The organism is Streptomyces sp. NBC_00247 (genome assembly GCF_036188265.1).
Classification (GTDB): Bacteria; Actinomycetota; Actinomycetes; order Streptomycetales; family Streptomycetaceae; genus Streptomyces.
This window is the reverse complement of sequence record NZ_CP108093.1, coordinates 5,995,978-6,014,333: the sequence shown is the minus strand read 5'-3', so window position 1 is coordinate 6,014,333 and position 18,356 is coordinate 5,995,978. Positions and strand designations below refer to the sequence as shown.

Sequence of the window (18,356 nt, the reverse complement as noted above, 5' to 3'; positions counted from 1 at the left end):
CGGAACGACGCGCGACCGCACAGGCCCTCCGGGGGCCGGCGGTCCCGCTGGGCGCGCGCCGCACTGGCCGCCCTCAGCGGGCTGATCGCCGCGTTCTGCGCCCTGTGCGTCGCGGAGCTCACCGCGGCCCTGGTCCGTCCCGAGGCGGGGCCGGTCACCGCGGTGGGCGGGGCGGTCGTCGACCGCACTCCCCCGGCCGTGAAGGACTTCGCCGTACGGAACTTCGGCACGGACGACAAGCTGGTGCTGCGACTCGGCATCCTCGTCCTGCTGGCGCTCTTCGCGCTGGCGGTGGGAGTTCTGGCGGCGCGGCACCGACGGCTCGGCGCCTCGGCCGTTCTGGTCTTCGGGCTGGTCGGGGCGGTCGCGGCGGTCGGGCGGCCCGAGGGCGCGCCCTCTGACGCGCTGCCCTCGGTGGTGGGCGCGGTGATCGCGGCGGGAGTGCTGTATCTCCTGGCCGGACGGCTGCCTCCGCCCCGGCTCGGGCCGCCGTCCCCCGCGGTCCCGCCCCCGGCCTCCGCGACTCCCGCGTCCCCGTCTCCCGCGGCTGGGGAGACGGGGACCGGGCCGGCCCCCGCCCCGGAGCCGCGGGCAGCGGAGTCGGCTCCGCCGCCCGCCTTCGACCGGCGCGGTTTCGTGATCGCCGCCACCGCCGCGGCGGCGGCCTCTGCCGGGGCGGGGTACGTGGGGCGACGCCTCACGGCCTCCGTCCAGGCAGGGGCGTCGGCCTCGCGCGCCGACATCAGGCTGCCGGTACCCGACTCGTCCGCCCCCGCCGTGCCCCCGGGCACGGACCTGGGGGTGCGCGGCATCAGCTCGTTCGTCACCCCGAACAAGAGCTTCTACCGCGTCGACACCGCGCTGGTGGTACCCCGCGTGGACGCCGGCCGCTGGCGGCTGCGCGTCCACGGCAAGGGCGTCACCCGCCCGCTGACCCTCGGGTACCAGGACCTGCTGCGGCGGACGACCGTCGAGCGCGACATCACCCTGGCCTGCGTGTCCAACGAGGTCGGCGGGCCGTACATCGGCAACGCCCGGTGGATCGGGGTACGCCTGGCGGACGTGCTGCGCGAGGCAGGGGTGGAGGCCCCGTCGAAGGGGGGTCCGGCCGATCAGCTGGTCTCACGCTCGGTCGACGGAATGACCATCGGCACACCCGTCGAGACCGTCATGGACGGCCGCGACGCGATGCTCGCCCTCGGCATGAACGGCGAACCGCTGCCGTTCGAGCACGGCTTCCCGGTGCGGATGCTCGTCCCGGGTCTCTACGGCTATGTCTCGGCCTGCAAGTGGATCGAGGACATCGAGCTGACCACCTTCGACGCGTACGACGCCTACTGGGTCGAGCGCGACTGGGCCCGACAGGCGCCCGTCAAGACGGAGTCGAGGATCGACACCCCGCGCCCCTTCGCCTCGCCGAAGGCCGGCACCGTGCCGGTCGGCGGTGTCGCCTGGGCCCAGCACCGGGGCATCTCCCGGGTCGAGGTCCGGGTGGACGGCGGCGAGTGGCACACCGCGCGGCTGGGCGCGGCGGACGGCCGGGACACCTGGCGCCAGTGGGTGTGGGAGTGGCCGGCCACCTCCGGCCACCACACCCTCGAAGTCCGCGCGACCGACGGCACCGGCGCCACCCAGACCTCCCGCCGCGTCGGGACCGTCCCCGACGGCGCGACCGGCTGGCATTCGGTGGTGGTCGACGTGTCCTGAGCCCCTGTCACCACCGCGGCAGTTCCACCTTCCCGTTCCACGACCGAACCGTCCGGGCCGCTCGACAGCCCGGACAGGCACCAACATCCGAACCAGGAGAACACCATGAACGCCCTGCACCTCCGTCGTATCGCCGTCGCCGTCTCGGCCGCCGCCCTGCTGCCCCTCGCCATGACGGCCTGCTCCTCTTCCGACACCAAGGACTCGGCCTCCGGCTCCGGCGCCGACAAGGCGTCCTCGGCGAGTGCGTCGGCGAGTGCCGCCATGCCCGCCGACGAGCCGTTCGGCCCGGCCTGTTCGTCCGTGCCGAAGAACGGCGCGGGTTCCTTCGACGGCATGGCGCAGGACCCGGTCGCCACCGCCGCCTCGAACAACCCGGAGCTCGCCACCCTGGTCACCGCCGTCAAGGCGGCGGGGCTGGTCGACACCCTGAACAGCGCGGAGAACATCACGGTGTTCGCTCCGACCAACGAGGCGTTCGCCAAGGTCCCGAAGGCCGACCTGGAGAAGCTGCTCGCCAACAAGGAGGAGCTGACCAAGGTCCTCACCTACCACGTGGTCGGCCAGAAGATCGCCCCGAAGCAGCTGTCGAACGGCTCCTTCGACACCCTGGAGAAGAGCGAGCTGACGACGTCCGGCTCGGACACGACGTACACCGTGAACGACAGCGCGAAGATCGTCTGCGGCAACGTCCGGACGGCCAACGCCACGGTCTACATCGTCGACTCGGTCCTGATGCCGCCCCAGTAGCCTGCGGACCCCGATGAGGGCCGGATCACCATGAGGGGGTTGCCGGGTGGCGCACCACCACCACCCGGCAACCCCCTTTCGCGCGGGCCCGGTTGACCGCCCCGGTGAACGGGCCGTGCTTTACGCGGTCAACCGCCTCCGGTCCCGGCGCATAAATGGGAGATAAGCGCACCATGGGGGAAAGAGGCACCGCTCGCGCCCCGGGCTTTCGCACCGGATCAGGTCGGCGGCGGGCGGACCCACGGGACCGCAAAGGAGACGACTCATGTCCGACCTCTCACACACCCGTGCCCACACCCGCGCGGACGCGCATGCCGACATGGCGGACCACCCGGACCTCCCGGAGATGCGCGAGCGGTACAACCGCACGCTCGGCGGCCGCGACGTCGCCCTCGTGGACGCGCCGGTGTTCCTGCTCGGTCTGTACTGCGCGGTGTCGCCCTGGGTGCTCCACTTCACGTCGAGCCAGCCCGCGCTGGTGCAGCACAACCTGATCATCGGTATCGCTCTCGCGGTACTGGGCCTCGGCATCACCGCGTCCCCGTCCCGGATGTACGGCCTGAGCTGGGCGATCTGCGCGATGGGCGCCTGGATGATCGTCGCACCGTGGATCGTGGGCAGCGGCCCCGATCTCGGGGTCGTCCTGAACAACGTCATCATCGGCGGACTCGCCGTGGTCCTGGGGCTGATCTGCGCGGCCGCCTCGATGAAGAGCGGCGGTTCGGCAGGCGGCAAGGCCGGGACGAAGGCCACGGGAGGACGAGGAACACCGGGTTCCCGGGGCTGACGGCCCCGACAGCCCGGACGCGCGGGCCGTACGGTGCACCCCTGGGGCGGGGTGACAGGCAGGACCGTGTGGTGGGCGCCGTCGTCGGCTCGTCGGTCGGGGAGCGCTGGGAGCACCCTTCGAGTTCGGGCCGGCCGGAATCTGGTCGGCCCGCTTCCCGGACGGCACCGGCACGATGTGCGGGGGCGGCGGCTGGGACCCGGGCGAGGCGACCGACGACACGCAGATGGCCGCACTCGTCGCCGAGTCCCTGCTGGACCGGGACGGACTCGACCTCCCCGACGTCTTCGACCGGTTTCGCCGGTGGGCCGCCGGAGACCCCAAGGACATCGGCATCCAGACGGAGACCGTCCTGCTCGGCGGTGACCCCTGGGACCTGGCGGCCGCCCTCCACTTCCAGGTGGAGGGCGGCGCGGCGGGCAACGGCTCACTGATGCGGGCGGCCGGATCGGCCGTCCGCTTCGCCCGTACGGCAGGACGCGGCCCCGGCGACGAGGCCGGGGCCCGCGCCGCCACGATGGACGCCGCACGGCGGACCGCGGCCCTGACGCACGGCGATCCGGCAGCCTGGGAGGGCACGGCGGTCCTCCACGAGCTGATCCGGGTGGCCCTGGACGGCGGCGACCCGGCCGCCGCCCGCCCAGCGCCCTCGCCCCGCGCCTGGACGAGCGCGGGGACGCACCCGCGCCCGCTGAGCCCCGCCGCGCCCACCTTGACCACCGCTCGGACACCCCGTTGACGCCGCACCGATCCGGCTGATCCACTGGACGGATGCGTCCTCAGCTGCGGTTGGTCACCCGCGACCACATCGACTTCGGTCGGGTGTGGTCGGCGTCCTGTCGTCCCTGACTGCTTCTCCGTCAGCACGACGACAGCACGACGGCAGGGCGGCCCCCGCACCGCCCGGCCGGTGCCACCGCCACCCCACCGCAGCAGAAGATGAGGCTTCGCCATGCCCGTAGAGTTCCTCGGCATCGCCGCGACCAACGAGGGTTCCGAGGTGACGCCCCGCTCGGGAGCGTCCTTCGACAAGGAGTACACGCTCAAGCTGGCCCGCGCCCACGAGGACCACGGCTGGGACCGGGTGCTCTTCGCCTACGGTTCCGGCTCCCCCGACCCGTCCCCGGCAGCCGCGTTCATCGCCGCGCGTACGGACCGGCTCCAGATCCTCGTGGCGCACCGGCCCAACGTCTCGTACCCGACGTTCGCCGCGAAGACCTTCGCCACGCTGGACCGGATCAGCGACGGCCGGCTCGCCGTCCACTTCATCACCGGCGGCAACGACCACGAGCAGCAGCGCGAGGGCGACTTCCTCACCAAGGACGAGCGGTACGCCCGCACCCGTGAGGCGATCCAGATCATCAAGAGGGCGTGGACCTCGCACGAACCCTTCGACCACGAGGGCACGCACTACCGCTTCAACGACTTCGTGAGCGACACCTTCCCCGTGCAGCAGCCGCACCCGCAGGTCTCGTTCGGCGGTTCCTCCCCGGCGGCGTACGCGGCAGGGGGCGCCGAGGCCGACATCTTCTGCCTCTGGGGCGAGCCCCTGGCCGAGACCGCCGAGCAGATCGCGTCGGTGAAAGCGGCGGCGAAGGCGGCGGGGCGCACCGACGTACCGAGGATCCAGGTGGCGTTCCGCCCGATCATCGCCCCCACCGAGGAACTCGCCTGGGAGAAGGCGCATCGGACGCTCGACCGGATCAAGGCCCGCAAGGCGGGTGCTCCCTCGAGTCGCCGTCACCCGCTGACCGATCCGCAGAACGCGGGTTCGCAGCGGCTGCTGGCCGTCGCGGGACGGGGGGAGCGCCACGACCGCGCGCTGTGGACGCCGACTTCGGGGGAGACCGGCGGTGCGGGCAACTCCACGGCTCTGGTGGGTACTCCGGAGACGGTCGCCCAGGCCCTCCTCGACTACCACGACCTGGGGGTCGAGATCCTGTCCGCCCGGGGCTACGACCTGCTCGACGACGCGATCGACTTCGGCCGCCACGTGATCCCGATCGTGCGGGAGGAAGTCGCCAAGCGGGACGCCGCGAGGACGTCGGCCGCCTGAACCGGTTTCGGGCCCGTCCACCGGTGCCACGGCCGGAAAGCACACTTACGATGATCATTCGGCGTGACGGCCGGGTGCGTCGGACCGACGGTTGCCCCCGCCCACGCCACCGGGGCGGGGGTCTTCCCGTCTCCCTGCGCGCAGAGAGTCTTGGGGTCATCCGCGGTGTCGTTCCTGGTCCTGGTGGCAGTCGTCTGCCTGTTCTGGTTCTTCCTCCTCCCGCTGAGGTGGCAGACCCGCCAACTGGCGGGTCCGGATCCCGCGTTGCGGAAGGCCGCCGCCGCGGCGCGGCGGCGGAAGTGGGAGCCGGCGGCGCGGCTCCTGGCCGAGACCGGCGAGGACTGGGAGCGTCGCGCCCTGTACAGCGACGTCCTGGGCCGGGTCGCGGCCCGCAACGGGGACGGGTGGCTGCTGGCATGGGAGGCCGCCCGGCCCTACGACCCGGACGCGGCGGTGGTCCGTGCGCGCACCCGGATCGCGTACGCGTGGAGGCTCCGGGGCAAGCTGGGGGCGAGCGCGACGTCCAGGGCGAAGTTCGCGCGCTTCCACCAGGCGCTGTGGGACTCCCGCGACGACCTGGTACGGGCCGCCCGGCTCAACCCGGCGGACCCGACGCCCCACGTCGCCGAGGTCTGGATGGCGATGGGGCTCAGCTATCCGAACCGTGACATGCATCTTCTGTGGCGGGAGATCACGGAGCGCGCCCCGCACCACTTCGACGCGCACCTCAGCGCCTTGCAGTACTGGTGCGCCAAGTGGCACGGCTCCAAGCAGATCGCTCGAGACTTCGCGGAGAAGGCCGCCGACGACGCTCCCGAGGGGAGCCTGCTGGCGGCTCTCCCGTTGATCGCGTGGTTCGAGAACAGCGACATGGCACCGCCCGCCGCGTCCTTCGGTTCACCGCGGGTGCGCGCCATGGTCGACGCCGCGCTGGTGGACATCGCCGCCGCACCCGACGATCATGCCCGGTTGCCGTACGTGCGCCACCTCGTGGGCTACGTCCTCGTCCACCAGGGGCGGTACCGCGAGGCCGTGGTGCAGTTCCGCCACGTCGACGGCCATCTGAACGGCCTGCCCTGGCGCTACTACCCCGAGCCGTTCGACGCCCTCCGCTACCGGGCTCTGCGCACCCGGGCGGCCCGGCGCTCCCTGTTCGAGAAGCGGGAGAAGCCCGAGAAGCGCCGCCGCTGAGCGGGACGGCACGGCGCGACGCGCTGCGAATCTCCCGCGTGCGACCACACCAGCCCCTGTTCTCCCTCCCGTATGTCTCCCCCGCGTCCCCGGCGGAATCCGCCCGGTTCTTCGGCAACTCTTCGAAAAGCGGGTGCAACCTTCCGTGCCCTTCGGCGGTCACATCAAGTGGGAGCAAAACGCTCTTGAAGTGACAAGGGGGAAATTATGGGATTCGCGCGTATTGCCGCGACTGCCGGGGCGTTGACCGCGCTGGTGGTGGGGACCACGGCGGCGTTCGGCGCCGCCGCCCAGGCCGCGCCCAACGTCACGCCGCAGGGGGTCTGCGGCAGTGCCTACCAGACCGTGGGCTCGGCGCCCGTCGGATCGCTGGGCACCGTCTACCTCACGTACAACTCCGCGAACGGCAACAACTGCGTCGCGACCATCCGCTCCAACCCGGGCACCGTGAAGTACATGTCCGCGTACATATACGTGCCGGACACCGACGCCTGGGCCGAGGACTACGGCAACTACACCTCGTACGCGGGCCCGGGGCGGGTCTACGGCAAGGGCCACTGCGTCAGCTGGGGCGGCAACATCGACAACATCCACGTGTCGGTGGAGAACTCCAACTGCGCCGCCCTGAGGGAGCAGCGGGTCACCACCATCGGCTGACCCCGCGCCGCCGCGCCGCAGGAGGCGGTATTCCGGACGGTGTACGGCGGGCCCGGGGCATCACGCCCCGGGCCCGTTCCGTCGTCCGTGCGGCCTCAGCCCACCGAGCTGTACGCCACCACTCCGCGCAGCACCTCGTCGACGGCCTTGCGGGCGTTCTTCGCCACCGTGCTGCCCTCGCGCGGGGCGGCCGCGGCCACCTGTCCGAGGACGTCGATGACCTGCTTGCACCAGCGGACGAAGTCGCCGGCGGGCATCTCGGCCTCGCGCAGCACCTCGTCCAGGGAGCGGCCGGAGGCCCACATGTAGACCGCCCAGGCGAAGCCGAGGTCGGGCTCGCGCTGGCCGACCCCCTCGGTCTGCCTGATCTTGAAGTCCTCCTCCAGGGCGTCGAGCCGTCCCCAGATGCGGACCATCTCGGCCATGGCGGTCTTCGCCGGGCCGGACGGCAGCTTGGGCGCCACCGCGTCGTCCGCCTGCCGCGCCTCGAAGACCAGCGCCGAGACGCAGGCCGCGAGTTCGGCCGGGTTGAGCCCTTCCCAGACGCCGTCCCGCAGACATTCGCTCGCCAGCAGGTCGAGCTCGCCGTAGAGCCTGGCCAGCCGGCGGCCGTGCTCGGTGACCTCGTTGGCGCGGAGGTAGTCCAACTCGGTCAGCAGGGCCACGATCCGGTCGAAGGTGCGGGCGATGGTGTTCGTCCGTCCCTCGATGCGGTTCTCCAACTGCCGGGTGTCGCGCTTGAGGCGGTGGTACCGCTCCGCCCAGCGCGCGTGGTCCTCGCGCTCGTCGCAGCCGTGGCACGGGTGGGCCCGCAGCTCGGTGCGCAGGCGCGCGATCTCCCGGTCGTCGGCCGCCGCCGCGCGTCCCTTGCGGTGGCGGTCCGGCACGATGTGCCCGGCCTTGGTCCGCAGGGCGGAGGCGAGATCGCGGCGGGACTGGGGCGAGCGCGGGTTGAACGTCTTGGGTACCCGCATCCGCTCGACGGCCTCCACCGGGACCGGGAAGTCGATCGACGCCAGCCGCTTCACCTGGCGCTCGGCGGTGAGCACCAGCGGGCGCGGACCGTCGTGCTGCTCGAAGCCGCGGTGTCCGTTGGTCCGCCCGGCGGGCACTCCGGGGTCCAGCACCAGTGCGAGGCCGGCGAACTTGCCGGTCGGCACGTGGATGATGTCGCCGGGCTTCAGCTTCTCCAGCGAGGAGGCCGCCGCGGCACGGCGCTGCGAAGCGCCCTGCTTGGCCAGATCGGTCTCGCGGTCCTTGAGGTCCCGCCGCAGCCGGGCGTACTCCTCGAAGTCCCCGAGGTGGCAGGTCATGCCCTCGCGGTACCCCTCCAGGCCCTCTTCGTTCCGCTGGACCTGGCGGGAGATCCCGACGACCGAGCGGTCCGCCTGGAACTGCGCGAAGGAGGTCTCCAGCAGCTCGCGCGAGCGGTGCCGCCCGAACTGCTGCACCAGGTTGACCGCCATGTTGTACGAGGGACGGAAGCTGGAGCGCAGCGGGTAGGTGCGCGTTCCCGCGAGCCCGGCCAGCCCCGCCGGGTCCAGGCCCCGCTGCCACAGCACCACGGCGTGGCCCTCGACGTCGATGCCGCGGCGCCCCGCGCGGCCGGTGAGCTGGGTGTACTCGCCGGGCGTGATGTCCGCGTGCTGCTCGCCGTTCCACTTGACGAGCTTCTCCAGCACCACCGAGCGCGCCGGCATGTTGATGCCGAGCGCGAGGGTCTCGGTGGCGAAGACGGCCTTGACGAGACCGCGGACGAAGAGCTCCTCCACGACCTCCTTGAAGGTCGGCAGCATGCCGGCGTGGTGCGCGGCGATGCCCCGCTCCAGCCCTTCGAGCCATTCGTAGTAGCCGAGGACGTGCAGGTCCTCGGTGGGGATGGAGGCGGTCCGCTCCTCGACGATCTCCCGCACGAGACGTCGCTTGTCCTCGTCGTTGAGCCGCAGCCCGGCGGCGAGGCACTGCTGCACGGCCGCCTCGCAGCCGGCCCGGCTGAAGATGAAGGTGATGGCGGGCAGCAGTCCTTCGGCGTCCAGCCGGTCGATCACCTCGGGGCGGGACGGCGTCCAGATCCGGCTGCGCTGACGGCGCTCGCGCTCGCGGTCCGCCTCGCGCACCATCTTGCCGCGCCGGCGGTCGCGCGGGTTGTACCCGGCCTGGCTCTCCATGCGGGCGAGCCTGATCAGGTCGGGGTTGGTCTCGCGGCGCGCCGAACCACGGCCGCCGTGGTCGGTCTCCTCCTCGAAGAGGTCGTACATCCGACGTCCGGCCAGCACGTGCTGCCAGAGCGGAACGGGCCGCTCCTCGGAGACGATGACCTCGGTGTCCCCGCGCACGGTGTCCAGCCAGTCGCCGAACTCCTCCGCGTTGGAGACGGTCGCCGAGAGGGAGACCAGCGTCACGGATTCGGGCAGGTGGATGATCACTTCCTCCCAGACCGCGCCCCGGAAGCGGTCGGAGAGGTAGTGCACCTCGTCCATCACGACGTACCCGAGACCGGTGAGGGCCTGGGAGCCCGCGTACAGCATGTTCCGCAGCACCTCGGTGGTCATCACGACCACCGGCGCGTCGGAGTTGACGCTGTTGTCACCGGTGAGCAGGCCGACCTTGTCGGCGCCGTAGCGCTTGACCAGGTCGGCGAACTTCTGGTTGGAGAGCGCCTTGATCGGCGTGGTGTAGAAGCACTTGCGCCCCTGTTCCAGGGCGAGGTGCACCGCGAATTCGCCGACGATCGTCTTGCCCGAACCGGTCGGGGCCGCGACCAGCACGCCCTTGCCCGCTTCCAGCGCCTTGCAGGCCTCGATCTGGAAGGGGTCGAGTTCGAACTCGTACATCTCGCGGAAAGGCCACAGCGCCGTGGCCATCTCGGCCTGGCGGAGGCGGGAGGCGTGGTAGCGCTCGGCTGGGGAGAGGTCCTCTGTCATCTTGCTGTCGAGCCTACCCGCCACCTCCGACAGTCCATGCGCCCTTTTTCCGCCCGCGCACCCGGCCCGCCCCGGCCCCGGGCCGGGCTCAGCCGGTGAGGACCCGTACCGCTCCGGGGACGCACACCGCCGTCACCGGGAGCGCTCCCAGGGATTCACCGTCGGCGTACGCGGTGGTGGAGGCCGCGGCCAGTTCGACGGAGGCGGCCCGGTGGACGGTGACCACGGGGTGGGAGAGGTGGGTGCCCCGGTAGACCTGGGGGAAGACCTTCAGCAGGGTGGTCCGGCCGCAGTCGCCGACGACGGTCACGTCGAAGAGGCCGTCGTCCATGACGGCGTCCGCGCAGATCCGCATGCCACCGCCGTAGGAGGTCCCGTTGCCGACCGCGACCAGGGTCGCCTCGACCTCCATGACGGCCCCGCCGTCCAGCCGTATCCGGTACGGGACCGGCCGGAAGGAGGCGAGTTCGGCGAGGATCGCCAGGTCGTACTTGAAGCGGCCGGGGACCAGGCGCATCCGATTGCCCCGGTCGTTGACCCGGGAGTCGAAGCCGGAGGCCAGCACCGTGCCGAACCACCGGTCCCCGGCCCGTCCGAGGTCGAGGGTGCGTATGCCGTCCCGCTTCAGGGCGTCGGCGGCCAGCCGGCCGGCCGCGGCCGGGTCGCGCACCGGCAGGCCGAGGGTCCGGGCGAAGTCGTTGCCGGTGCCCGCGGCCACCACCCCCAGCGGGGTCCGCGTCCCGGCCACCGCCTGGAGCGCGAGGGAGACCATGCCGTCCCCGCCCACCGCGATCAGCGCGCCCGTACCGCCGGCCACGGCGTCCCGCGCCCGGCGCAGGGCGTCGTCCGCGTTCTCGCCGAGCACGGTCCGCACGGAGAAGCCGGCGTCCCGCAACGCGGAAGCGGCCGGCTGCGCGGCGTGCGCGCCCCGGCCGCTTCCCGCGGTGGGATTGACGAAGAGAGTGATCTCGCTGGTCACCCGCCGGACCCTACAAGGTCAGGTGATGTCGTCGTAACCGCCCGGAGATTGCGATCCGGCACCGTCCTGCTCGCCCGACGCCTGGCCGGGCACGGTGGCACGGGCCGCGGACACGCTCTCCACCCCGCCGATCGGCTGGGGGGTGAGGTCGAGCTCGGACGCCTCGTCGTCGTCGAGCTCGGCGTCGGGGTTGCCGCGGTTGCGGCGCTTGTCGTTCAGGAGCGAGAAACCGGTCGCGATGAAGTACAGGACGGCCAGTGGTCCGGCCAGCAGCAGCATCGACAGCGGCTCGCCGCCGGGGGTGGCGATGGCGGCGAAGGCGGTGAGGCCGACGATCATCCCGCGCCACCAGCCGAGCATCCGCTTCCCGGTGACTATCCCGGTCAGGTTCAGCGCGACGAGCAACAGGGGGAGCTCGAAGGCCAGACCGAAGACCACGATCATGCGGGTCAGCAGGTCGAGGTAGCTGTCGAGCCCGATCTGGTTCTGCACGCTGTCCGGGCTGAAGCCGAGCATGATCTGCGCGGTCTGCGGCAGGATCAGGTAGGCGAGGTAGCCGCCGGCCAGGAAGAGCGGGGCGCCGATGACGGCGAAGCCGTAGGCGTACCGCTTCTCGCCCTTGTGGAGGCCCGGCGCGACGAAGGCCCACAGCTGGTACAGCCAGACCGGCGTGGCGAGAAGCACGCCGGACATGAGGGCGACCTTGAGGGCGTTGGTGAACGGCGCCATCAGGGTGTCGGTCTTCAGCAGCGCGCAGGGCTTGCCGTTGATCGCGGTGACCACGCCGTTCTTGCAGCCGACCGACGAGAGGATCGGTCGCAGAAGGAAGTCGTAGATGTCCTTCTGGAAGAAGGCAGCGACGATCGTCACCACGACAATGGCCAGGACGGCCTTCAGAAGCCGGTTACGCAGCTCACGCAGGTGATCGAGGAGGGGCATCCGCCCCTCGTCGTTCTTCTCCTGCTTGCGGGCAGACTTGAGCAACCCACTTCCCTCGTCTCGTGCGGCAGCCGTCGGTGGAACGGATCAGCTGTCAGCTCTGGGTGGTGGGGTTGGGCTCGGCGACGGGGCGCGCGCTGGTGACGTCACCCGGAGCGGCCTGGATGGTACGGGCGGCGGCAGGCTGCGGGGCGGGCTCGGCGACCGTCTCCGCGGCGGGGGTGGCGGGCTCGGCGTCGTCGCGCTTCATCGCCTTCGCCTCGCTCTTGAGGATACGCGCGGACTTGCCGAGCGAACGCGCCATGTCCGGAAGCTTCTTGGCACCGAAGAGCAGCAGGATGACAGCGATGATCAGAACCAACTCAAGGGGCTTCAGATTGCCGATCATGTGTGCGACTTCCTTCTCACTGGGGTGACTGGAGGAACGGGCTCACTACCCGATCAGTCGGACACGCGTCCGAACGGTCAGCTGGCAGCGATCGTAACCCGCAGTGGTAAACACGAGGCAATGCCCGTGCATACACGCGGTTCCGGACCACGCCTCCTGCCTGGGCCGACCTCAGCAGCGTACCGCGAGGTCCCGTGAATCCGGAGGGCGCGGCTCCCGCTACCGGAGGACGTCCGCCGTGGAGGCGAGGCGCGTCGCGGCCCGTTCCAGGTCCTGGGCGGCCCGGTTGATCCGCTCCGAGGTGATCGCCACCTGCCGGCCGAGCCGCCGGACTTCGAGGAAGACCCGGACCGCGAGGACGCCGAGCACGGCGATCCCCAGAAATCCCAGAGCGATGGCGAGCATGGGCCAGAACATGCGGGCTGAGCCTCTTTCGGCAGACGCGGGGGAAACGGACGACGGAGACGGGACGGCCGCGGCGGCTACGGGGCGGTGTGCAGCCGCAGCGTCCGTACGCCGCCGCCGGTGAGGAGCTCGACGATGCGCTCCCCGGCGGGCTTGCGCACGGCCGAGCCGCACTCGGGACAGGTGAAGGAGTAGAAGGTGGTGCGGGGGCCCGCCCCGATCGCGAGGCGCAGCGCCTCGGCTCCGAGCTCGAAGCGCGTACGGCAGTCGGGGCAGCCGGCCCGGAACCGTACGGCGTGGGCCGCGGCCGCGAGCCGGGCCGCTTCCGCGACGCCCGTCCCGCGCGGCCTCCGGGACGTGGTGCCCTCCTGTGTTCCCGTCATCGTCAGGCCACGCCGTCGTAGGCGGCGAGGGCTTCGGAGGCAGCCCGGCGGGCGCTCTCGGCCAGCTCCGGGGGCGAGACGATGCGGCCTTCGCCGCCGAGGCGGAGCGCCAGCCTCCGCAAGCTGGCCGGGTCCGGGGTGCGCAGGGTGATCACCAGCCCGCCGTCCGGGCGCTCCTCGGCACGGTCGTGCGGGTAGTACTCGGCGACCCACCGGCCGCCGGCGCCGACCTCGATCACCACTTCCGGGTCCTCGGCGGCCGGCTGTACGAGCCCTTCCGAGAGGTCGCGGAGCTCCAGTTCCGGGGGCGCCGCCGGTTCGTCGAGCAGCCGGATCTCCGCGACCCGGTCCAGGCGGAAGGTGCGCCGGGCCTCGGAGAGGCGGCACCAGCCCTCCAGGTAGGTGTGGCCCACGGCGAAGAGGCGGATCGGGTCCACCTCGCGCTCGGTCAGCTCGTCCCGGGCGGGCGAGTAGTAGCGCAGCCAGAGCCGTCGGCGCTCGGAGATGGCCCGGTCGACCTCGGCGAAGACGCCGCCCTCCGACTCGAAGGTCACCGAGAGCCGGGAGCTGGCCGCACCGGTCTCCCCGGCGGCCGTCTCCAGCTTGGCGGTGGCCCGTACCAGCGCGAGCCGGTCGCTCTCGCGCAGTCCGGGCAGGGTGGCGACGGCACGCGCGGCGACGAGCAGCGCGGTGGCCTCGTCGGCGGCGAGCCGCAGCGGCTCGGCGACGTCGTCCGGGTTGTGCCACCAGATCCGGTCGCCGTCGGTGTCGATGTCGAGCAGGTCGCCGCCGCGGAAGCTGGTCCCGCACATGGGCAGCACGTCGAGGTCGGAGATGAGCTCGTCCTCGGTGATGCCGAAGGCCCGGGCGACGTCCTGCACGTGGGCGCCGGGGCGCTCGCGCAGATAGGTCACCAGGGAGAGCATCCGCCGGGTCTGGTCGATCGCGTTCGTGGCCATGGTGGCTTCCCCTGGGTCCTTCAGTCCTTGGCCACGGCGCGCAGCCGGTCGACCACATCGGCCCGCAGATCGGCGGGTTCGAGCACGACGACGTCCGGTCCGAACTCGACGAGCCAGGCGTCGAGACCGTGTCCGTACGGGATCTCCAGTTCGTCCCAGCCGTCGCCGAGGTCCCGTACCGAGACGGCGCGCGAGCGCAGCGGGAAGCCGGCCCCGGTACGCAGTCTGATCCGGGCGGTGCGGGTGGCGGTCTCGCCGGCCCAGCTCTCCACTGTCTCCCGGACGGTGACCACGTCGGGAATGGCGGCGGAGAAGACGCCGGCCCGGGAGCGGACCCTGCCGGTGATGCGCGAGAGGCGGAAGACGCGCTCGGCGCCGCGCTCGCGGTCCCAGCCGGCCAGGTACCAGTGGCCGCGCCAGCACTCCAGCCCCCAGGGCTCGACCTGGCGCTGTTCGGCGTGGGCGGAATTGCCCTTGCGGTAGTCGAAGGTGACGGGGCGCCGGTCGCGGCAGGCGAGCATCAGCGGTTCGAAGGCGGCCTCGTGCACGGGGATGCGCGGTTCGAGGGCGCTCGGTACCTCGTACGTGTCCTCGGCCTCGGGCATTCCGGCGGCGCGCAGCTTCTGCAGCGCGCCGCTGGCGGCTCCGGCGAGGCGGGCCTGCTGCCACACCTTCGCGGCGATCTCCAGGGCCGCCGCCTCCTCCGCGCTGAGAGTGATCGGCGGAAGGCGGTTGCTGTCGCGGCGGGCGAGGTAGCCGATGTCTCCGTCGAGCCCCTCGACGGTCTCGATGACGAGGCCGAGTTCGCGCAGATCGTCCTTGTCGCGCTCGAACATGCGGTTGAAGGACTCGTCCGAACCGGCTTCGAGGTACGCCTCGATGGAGCCGCGCAGCTCACGCTTGCTGAGCGGACGCCGTGTGCCCAGCAGGCACAGCGCGAGGTTCATCAGCCGCTCGGCCTTGGCAATCGCCATCGGCGCCCTTTCTCTCCATGCGCTACGACGCTCGACCGTACCGCCCCGGGGGGCCCCGGCAAAAACACGCGTCCCCCGGAACTGACGGCGGGAGGGCCCGTGCCGAACGGCACGAACCCTCCCGCGCCTCCGTGAAGGAGGCGTGATCCTGGCGGACGGCGACAGGGTCGCGATCCGGCCATTCGATCGGACGGCCGGACAGCGAGGGAAATCGCTGTCCGGCCGGAAACCGCCGGACGATCAGACCGCGACGAGGTCGCAGACGAAGATCAACGTCTCACCCGGCGCGATGGCCGCACCGGCACCGCGGTCACCGTAGGCGAGGTGCGCCGGGATGATCAGCTGACGGCGTCCGCCGACCTTCATGCCCTGGACGCCCTGGTCCCAGCCCTGGATGACCCGGCCGGCACCGAGCGGGAACTTGAGCGGCTCACCGCGGTTCCACGAGGAGTCGAACTCCTCACCGGTGGAGAAGGCCACGCCCACGTAGTGGACGGAGACGAAGTCGCCGGCCTTGGCGACGGCGCCGTCGCCCTCCCAGATCTCTTTGATCTCAAGACCGGCCGGCGGCTCGCCGCCCGGGAAGTCGACCTCGGGCTTCTCGATGCTCACTGAAACTGCTCCTTGGAAAAGATGAACTGCACAACCGGGACAGTCTTACATCTTCGCCAGCAGGTCCACCGCGAAGACCAGCGTCGACTTGGCGGGAATCGACTGCTGCGCCTCGTCGCCGAAGCCCTGGTCCGGCGGAATGACCAGCAGGACCCGGCTGCCGACCTTCTTGCCCACCAGCCCGCTCTTCAGGCCCTTGAGGGTCACCTGCTCCAGCGGGAAGGTCTGGGTCTTCCCCTGTTCGTAGGTGCTGTCGAACGTCTTTCCGTCCTTCCACAGCAGCCCGACGTAGTTCACCACGACGCTGTCGGTGTCCGTGACGACCGCGCCGTCGGACTCCAGCACGTAGGTGGAGGAGAGCTTGGCGGGCGGGTCGCTCTTCGGGACGGTGACGCTGGGCGCCTTGCCGTCCGTGTTGGTGCCGACCTTCGGCAGCGCGGCGTCGTTCTGCGGGACCTTGGTGCCTTCGGCGGAGGCCGGGATCTGGGTGGCCTTGACGACGTCGATGACGAAGACGAGGGTCGCGTTGGCCTTGATGTCACCCTGGCCCTGCGCGCCGTACGCGAGGTCCGGCGGGATGACCAGCTGGACGCGGCTGCCGACCTTCTGGCCGACGAGGCCCTTGTCCCAGCCCTGGATGACCATGCCGGCGCCCAGCGTCAGATCGAACGGGCTCTTGCGGTCGAAGCTGTTGTCGAACGGCTTCGTGGAGTCCCAGGCCTGGCCGAGGTAGTTGACCTGGACCGCGTCGCCGTTCTTCAGCGCGGCGCCGTCGCCCTCGCTGATGACCGTGGTCTTCAGCTCCTTGGGCGGGTCGCCCACGCCCTTGGCGATGGTGGGTTTCTCACCGAACTTGGCACCCGCGGTGATCGCGGGCACGCCGGTCTCGGACGAAGCGGAGTCGGAGGCCTTGTCGTCGCTGCCGCAGGCCGCTGCGGAGAGCAGCAGGAGGGGGACGACGAGAAGGCCGGCAAGTCGGCGCACTGGTTCCTCAGATCTCAGACGACACAGTCATGGGTCCCGGACACCTTACGGCCTTCGCACTGTGCGGAGCCGGTTGGCGACGCCCCGCGACGCGGCCCGGCCGGTCGTCTCCCCCGTGCGTGCGACCGTCGGGCACTCCGTACGGCCTGGTGTTCGACCCTGCGGCGCCGTGCCCTCGGACACACGGGACAGGCCCCGGAACGGGTGTTCCGGGGCCTGTCCCGACCGCGCGCGGGGGCACGGGAAAATCTCGGCATCCGCGCGGCGCCGGAACCCGGCGACTCGCGGGGCCGCTACATGCCCGCGATCAGCTTCTCCACCCGGTCGTCCACCGAGCGGAACGGGTCCTTGCACAACACCGTGCGCTGCGCCTGGTCGTTGAGCTTGAGGTGGACCCAGTCGACGGTGAAGTCCCGCCGCTGCTCCTGCGCCCGCTTGATGAAGTCGCCGCGCAGCCGTGCCCGGGTGGTCTGCGGGGGCACGGACTTGCCCTCGAAGATCTTCAGGTCGTTGCAGATGCGGGTGGCCTGCCCCTTGCGCTCCAGGAGGTAGTACAGACCCCGGCGCCGGTGGATGTCGTGGTAGGCGAGGTCTATCTGAGCGACCCTCGGGTGCGACATGGTCATGTTGTGCTTGGCCCGGTACCGCTCGATGAGCTTGTACTTCATGACCCAGTCGATCTCGGTGGCGATCTTGTCGAGGTCCTCCGCCTCGATCGCGTCCAGGGTGCGGCCCCAGAGTTCGAGGACCTGGTCGGTCGTGCCGGTGCGGATGCCCCGGCGCTCGACGAAGTCGACCGCCTTGTCGTAGTACTCGCGCTGGATCTCGATGGCCGACGCCTCACGGCCGCTGGCGAGGCGCACCTTGCGCCGGCCGGTCGTGTCGTGGCTGACCTCGCGGATCGCCCGGATCGGGTTCTCCAGCGTCAGGTCGCGCATCACCGTGCCCGCCTCGATCATGCGGAGCACGAGGTCGGTGGCACCGACCTTGAGCAGCATCGTCGTCTCGGACATGTTCGAGTCACCGACGATGACGTGCAGGCGGCGGTAGCGCTCGGCGTCGGCGTGCGGTTCGTCGCGGGTGTTGATGATCGGCCGGGAGCGCGTGGTGGCGGAGCTGACGCCCTCCCAGATGTGTTCGGCACGCTGGCTCACGCAGTAGACCGCTCCGCGCGGGGTCTGCAAGACCTTGCCCGCGCCGCAGATCAGCTGCCTCGTGACGAGGAACGGAATGAGGATGTCCGCGAGCCGGGAGAATTCCCCGTGCCGGGCCACGAGGTAGTTCTCGTGGCAGCCGTAGGAGTTGCCCGCTGAGTCGGTGTTGTTCTTGAAGAGATAGACGTCGCCCGCGATTCCTTCCTCGTGCAGGCGGCGTTCGGCGTCGACGAGCAGACCTTCCAGAATGCGTTCGCCTGCCTTGTCGTGGGTGACAAGCTCGGTGAGGTTGTCACATTCGGGAGTTGCGTATTCCGGATGCGAACCCACGTCGAGGTAGAGGCGGGCGCCGTTCCGCAGAAAGACATTGCTGCTGCGGCCCCATGACACGACACGGCGGAAGAGGTAGCGCGCCACTTCGTCAGGTGACAGTCGGCGCTGTCCCCTGAACGTGCACGTGACGCCGTACTCGTTCTCCAGCCCGAAAATGCGGCGGTCCATGACTGA

At 71.2% G+C, this 18,356-nt stretch carries 17 protein-coding genes and 1 pseudogene; 7 read left to right on the top strand and 11 right to left on the bottom strand.

The genetic code is table 11. The features are described 5' to 3' along the window. The first annotated feature begins 63 nt into the window (after positions 1-63). The 7 genes and pseudogenes from OHT52_RS26185 (at position 64) to OHT52_RS26155 (ending at position 7,148) form a co-directional block, all read left to right on the top strand. Positions 64-1,707, top strand: a complete 1,644-nt coding sequence (locus OHT52_RS26185) for a molybdopterin-dependent oxidoreductase (protein WP_443046814.1) — start codon at positions 64-66, stop codon at positions 1,705-1,707. Positions 1,708-1,812: 105 nt separating this feature from the next. Then, a complete protein-coding gene (locus tag OHT52_RS26180) occupies positions 1,813-2,457 on the top strand; it encodes a fasciclin domain-containing protein (RefSeq protein WP_328722638.1) in 645 nt (214 codons plus the stop codon). A 265-nt stretch (positions 2,458-2,722) separates the two neighbouring features. Continuing rightward, positions 2,723-3,244 (top strand): SPW repeat protein, encoded by a 522-nt coding sequence (locus tag OHT52_RS26175; RefSeq protein ID WP_328722637.1) that lies wholly within the window; start codon positions 2,723-2,725, stop codon positions 3,242-3,244. Between the two features lie 68 nt (positions 3,245-3,312). Continuing rightward, positions 3,313-3,887: pseudogene (locus tag OHT52_RS26170) on the top strand (ADP-ribosylglycohydrolase family protein); the annotation flags it as partial. 309 nt (positions 3,888-4,196) lie between these two features. Then, entirely contained in the window at positions 4,197-5,300 is a 1,104-nt protein-coding gene (locus OHT52_RS26165) for an LLM class flavin-dependent oxidoreductase (protein ID WP_328722636.1), read from the top strand. 165 nt (positions 5,301-5,465) lie between these two features. Further along, the gene (locus tag OHT52_RS26160; protein WP_328722635.1) at positions 5,466-6,491 is read left to right on the top strand and encodes a hypothetical protein; all 1,026 of its coding nucleotides are present in this window, start codon (positions 5,466-5,468) and stop codon (positions 6,489-6,491) included. A 207-nt stretch (positions 6,492-6,698) separates the two neighbouring features. Then, positions 6,699-7,148, top strand: a complete 450-nt coding sequence (locus OHT52_RS26155; protein ID WP_328722634.1) for a spore-associated protein — start codon at positions 6,699-6,701, stop codon at positions 7,146-7,148. Positions 7,149-7,243: 95 nt separating this feature from the next. On the opposite strand, the gene OHT52_RS26150 is transcribed toward OHT52_RS26155, so the two are convergent. From OHT52_RS26150 to pafA, 11 genes are all read right to left on the bottom strand, one after another. Continuing rightward, positions 7,244-10,072, bottom strand: a complete 2,829-nt coding sequence (locus tag OHT52_RS26150; protein WP_328722633.1) for a DEAD/DEAH box helicase — start codon at positions 10,070-10,072, stop codon at positions 7,244-7,246. 88 nt (positions 10,073-10,160) lie between these two features. Then, positions 10,161-11,051, bottom strand: coding sequence for a diacylglycerol kinase (locus tag OHT52_RS26145; protein WP_328722632.1), 891 nt, complete (start codon positions 11,049-11,051; stop codon positions 10,161-10,163). A gap of 18 nt (positions 11,052-11,069) precedes the next feature. Beyond that, a complete protein-coding gene (gene tatC / locus OHT52_RS26140) occupies positions 11,070-12,035 on the bottom strand; it encodes a twin-arginine translocase subunit TatC (RefSeq protein ID WP_328722631.1) in 966 nt (321 codons plus the stop codon). A 49-nt stretch (positions 12,036-12,084) separates the two neighbouring features. After that, positions 12,085-12,378 (bottom strand): Sec-independent protein translocase subunit TatA, encoded by a 294-nt coding sequence (tatA, locus tag OHT52_RS26135; RefSeq protein WP_328722630.1) that lies wholly within the window; start codon positions 12,376-12,378, stop codon positions 12,085-12,087. Positions 12,379-12,597: 219 nt separating this feature from the next. Further along, complete coding sequence (locus OHT52_RS26130; protein WP_328722629.1) at positions 12,598-12,795, bottom strand: hypothetical protein; 198 nt, start codon at positions 12,793-12,795, stop codon at positions 12,598-12,600. A 65-nt stretch (positions 12,796-12,860) separates the two neighbouring features. Further along, a complete protein-coding gene (locus OHT52_RS26125) occupies positions 12,861-13,166 on the bottom strand; it encodes a hypothetical protein (protein ID WP_328722628.1) in 306 nt (101 codons plus the stop codon). A 2-nt stretch (positions 13,167-13,168) separates the two neighbouring features. Beyond that, positions 13,169-14,125 carry a helix-turn-helix transcriptional regulator gene (locus OHT52_RS26120; protein ID WP_328722627.1) on the bottom strand — a complete coding sequence of 319 codons (957 nt, stop codon included), beginning with the start codon at positions 14,123-14,125 and terminating at the stop codon, positions 13,169-13,171. 20 nt (positions 14,126-14,145) lie between these two features. After that, complete coding sequence (locus OHT52_RS26115; protein ID WP_328722626.1) at positions 14,146-15,099, bottom strand: helix-turn-helix transcriptional regulator; 954 nt, start codon at positions 15,097-15,099, stop codon at positions 14,146-14,148. A 240-nt stretch (positions 15,100-15,339) separates the two neighbouring features. Then, the gene (locus OHT52_RS26110; protein ID WP_328722625.1) at positions 15,340-15,711 is read right to left on the bottom strand and encodes an FKBP-type peptidyl-prolyl cis-trans isomerase; all 372 of its coding nucleotides are present in this window, start codon (positions 15,709-15,711) and stop codon (positions 15,340-15,342) included. Positions 15,712-15,756: 45 nt separating this feature from the next. Continuing rightward, on the bottom strand, positions 15,757-16,695 hold the full coding sequence (locus OHT52_RS26105) for an FKBP-type peptidyl-prolyl cis-trans isomerase (RefSeq protein WP_328722624.1): 939 nt from the start codon (positions 16,693-16,695) through the stop codon (positions 15,757-15,759). 293 nt (positions 16,696-16,988) lie between these two features. After that, positions 16,989-18,350 carry a Pup--protein ligase gene (gene pafA, locus OHT52_RS26100; RefSeq protein WP_328722623.1) on the bottom strand — a complete coding sequence of 454 codons (1,362 nt, stop codon included), beginning with the start codon at positions 18,348-18,350 and terminating at the stop codon, positions 16,989-16,991. Between the last annotated feature and the right edge of the window lie 6 nt (positions 18,351-18,356).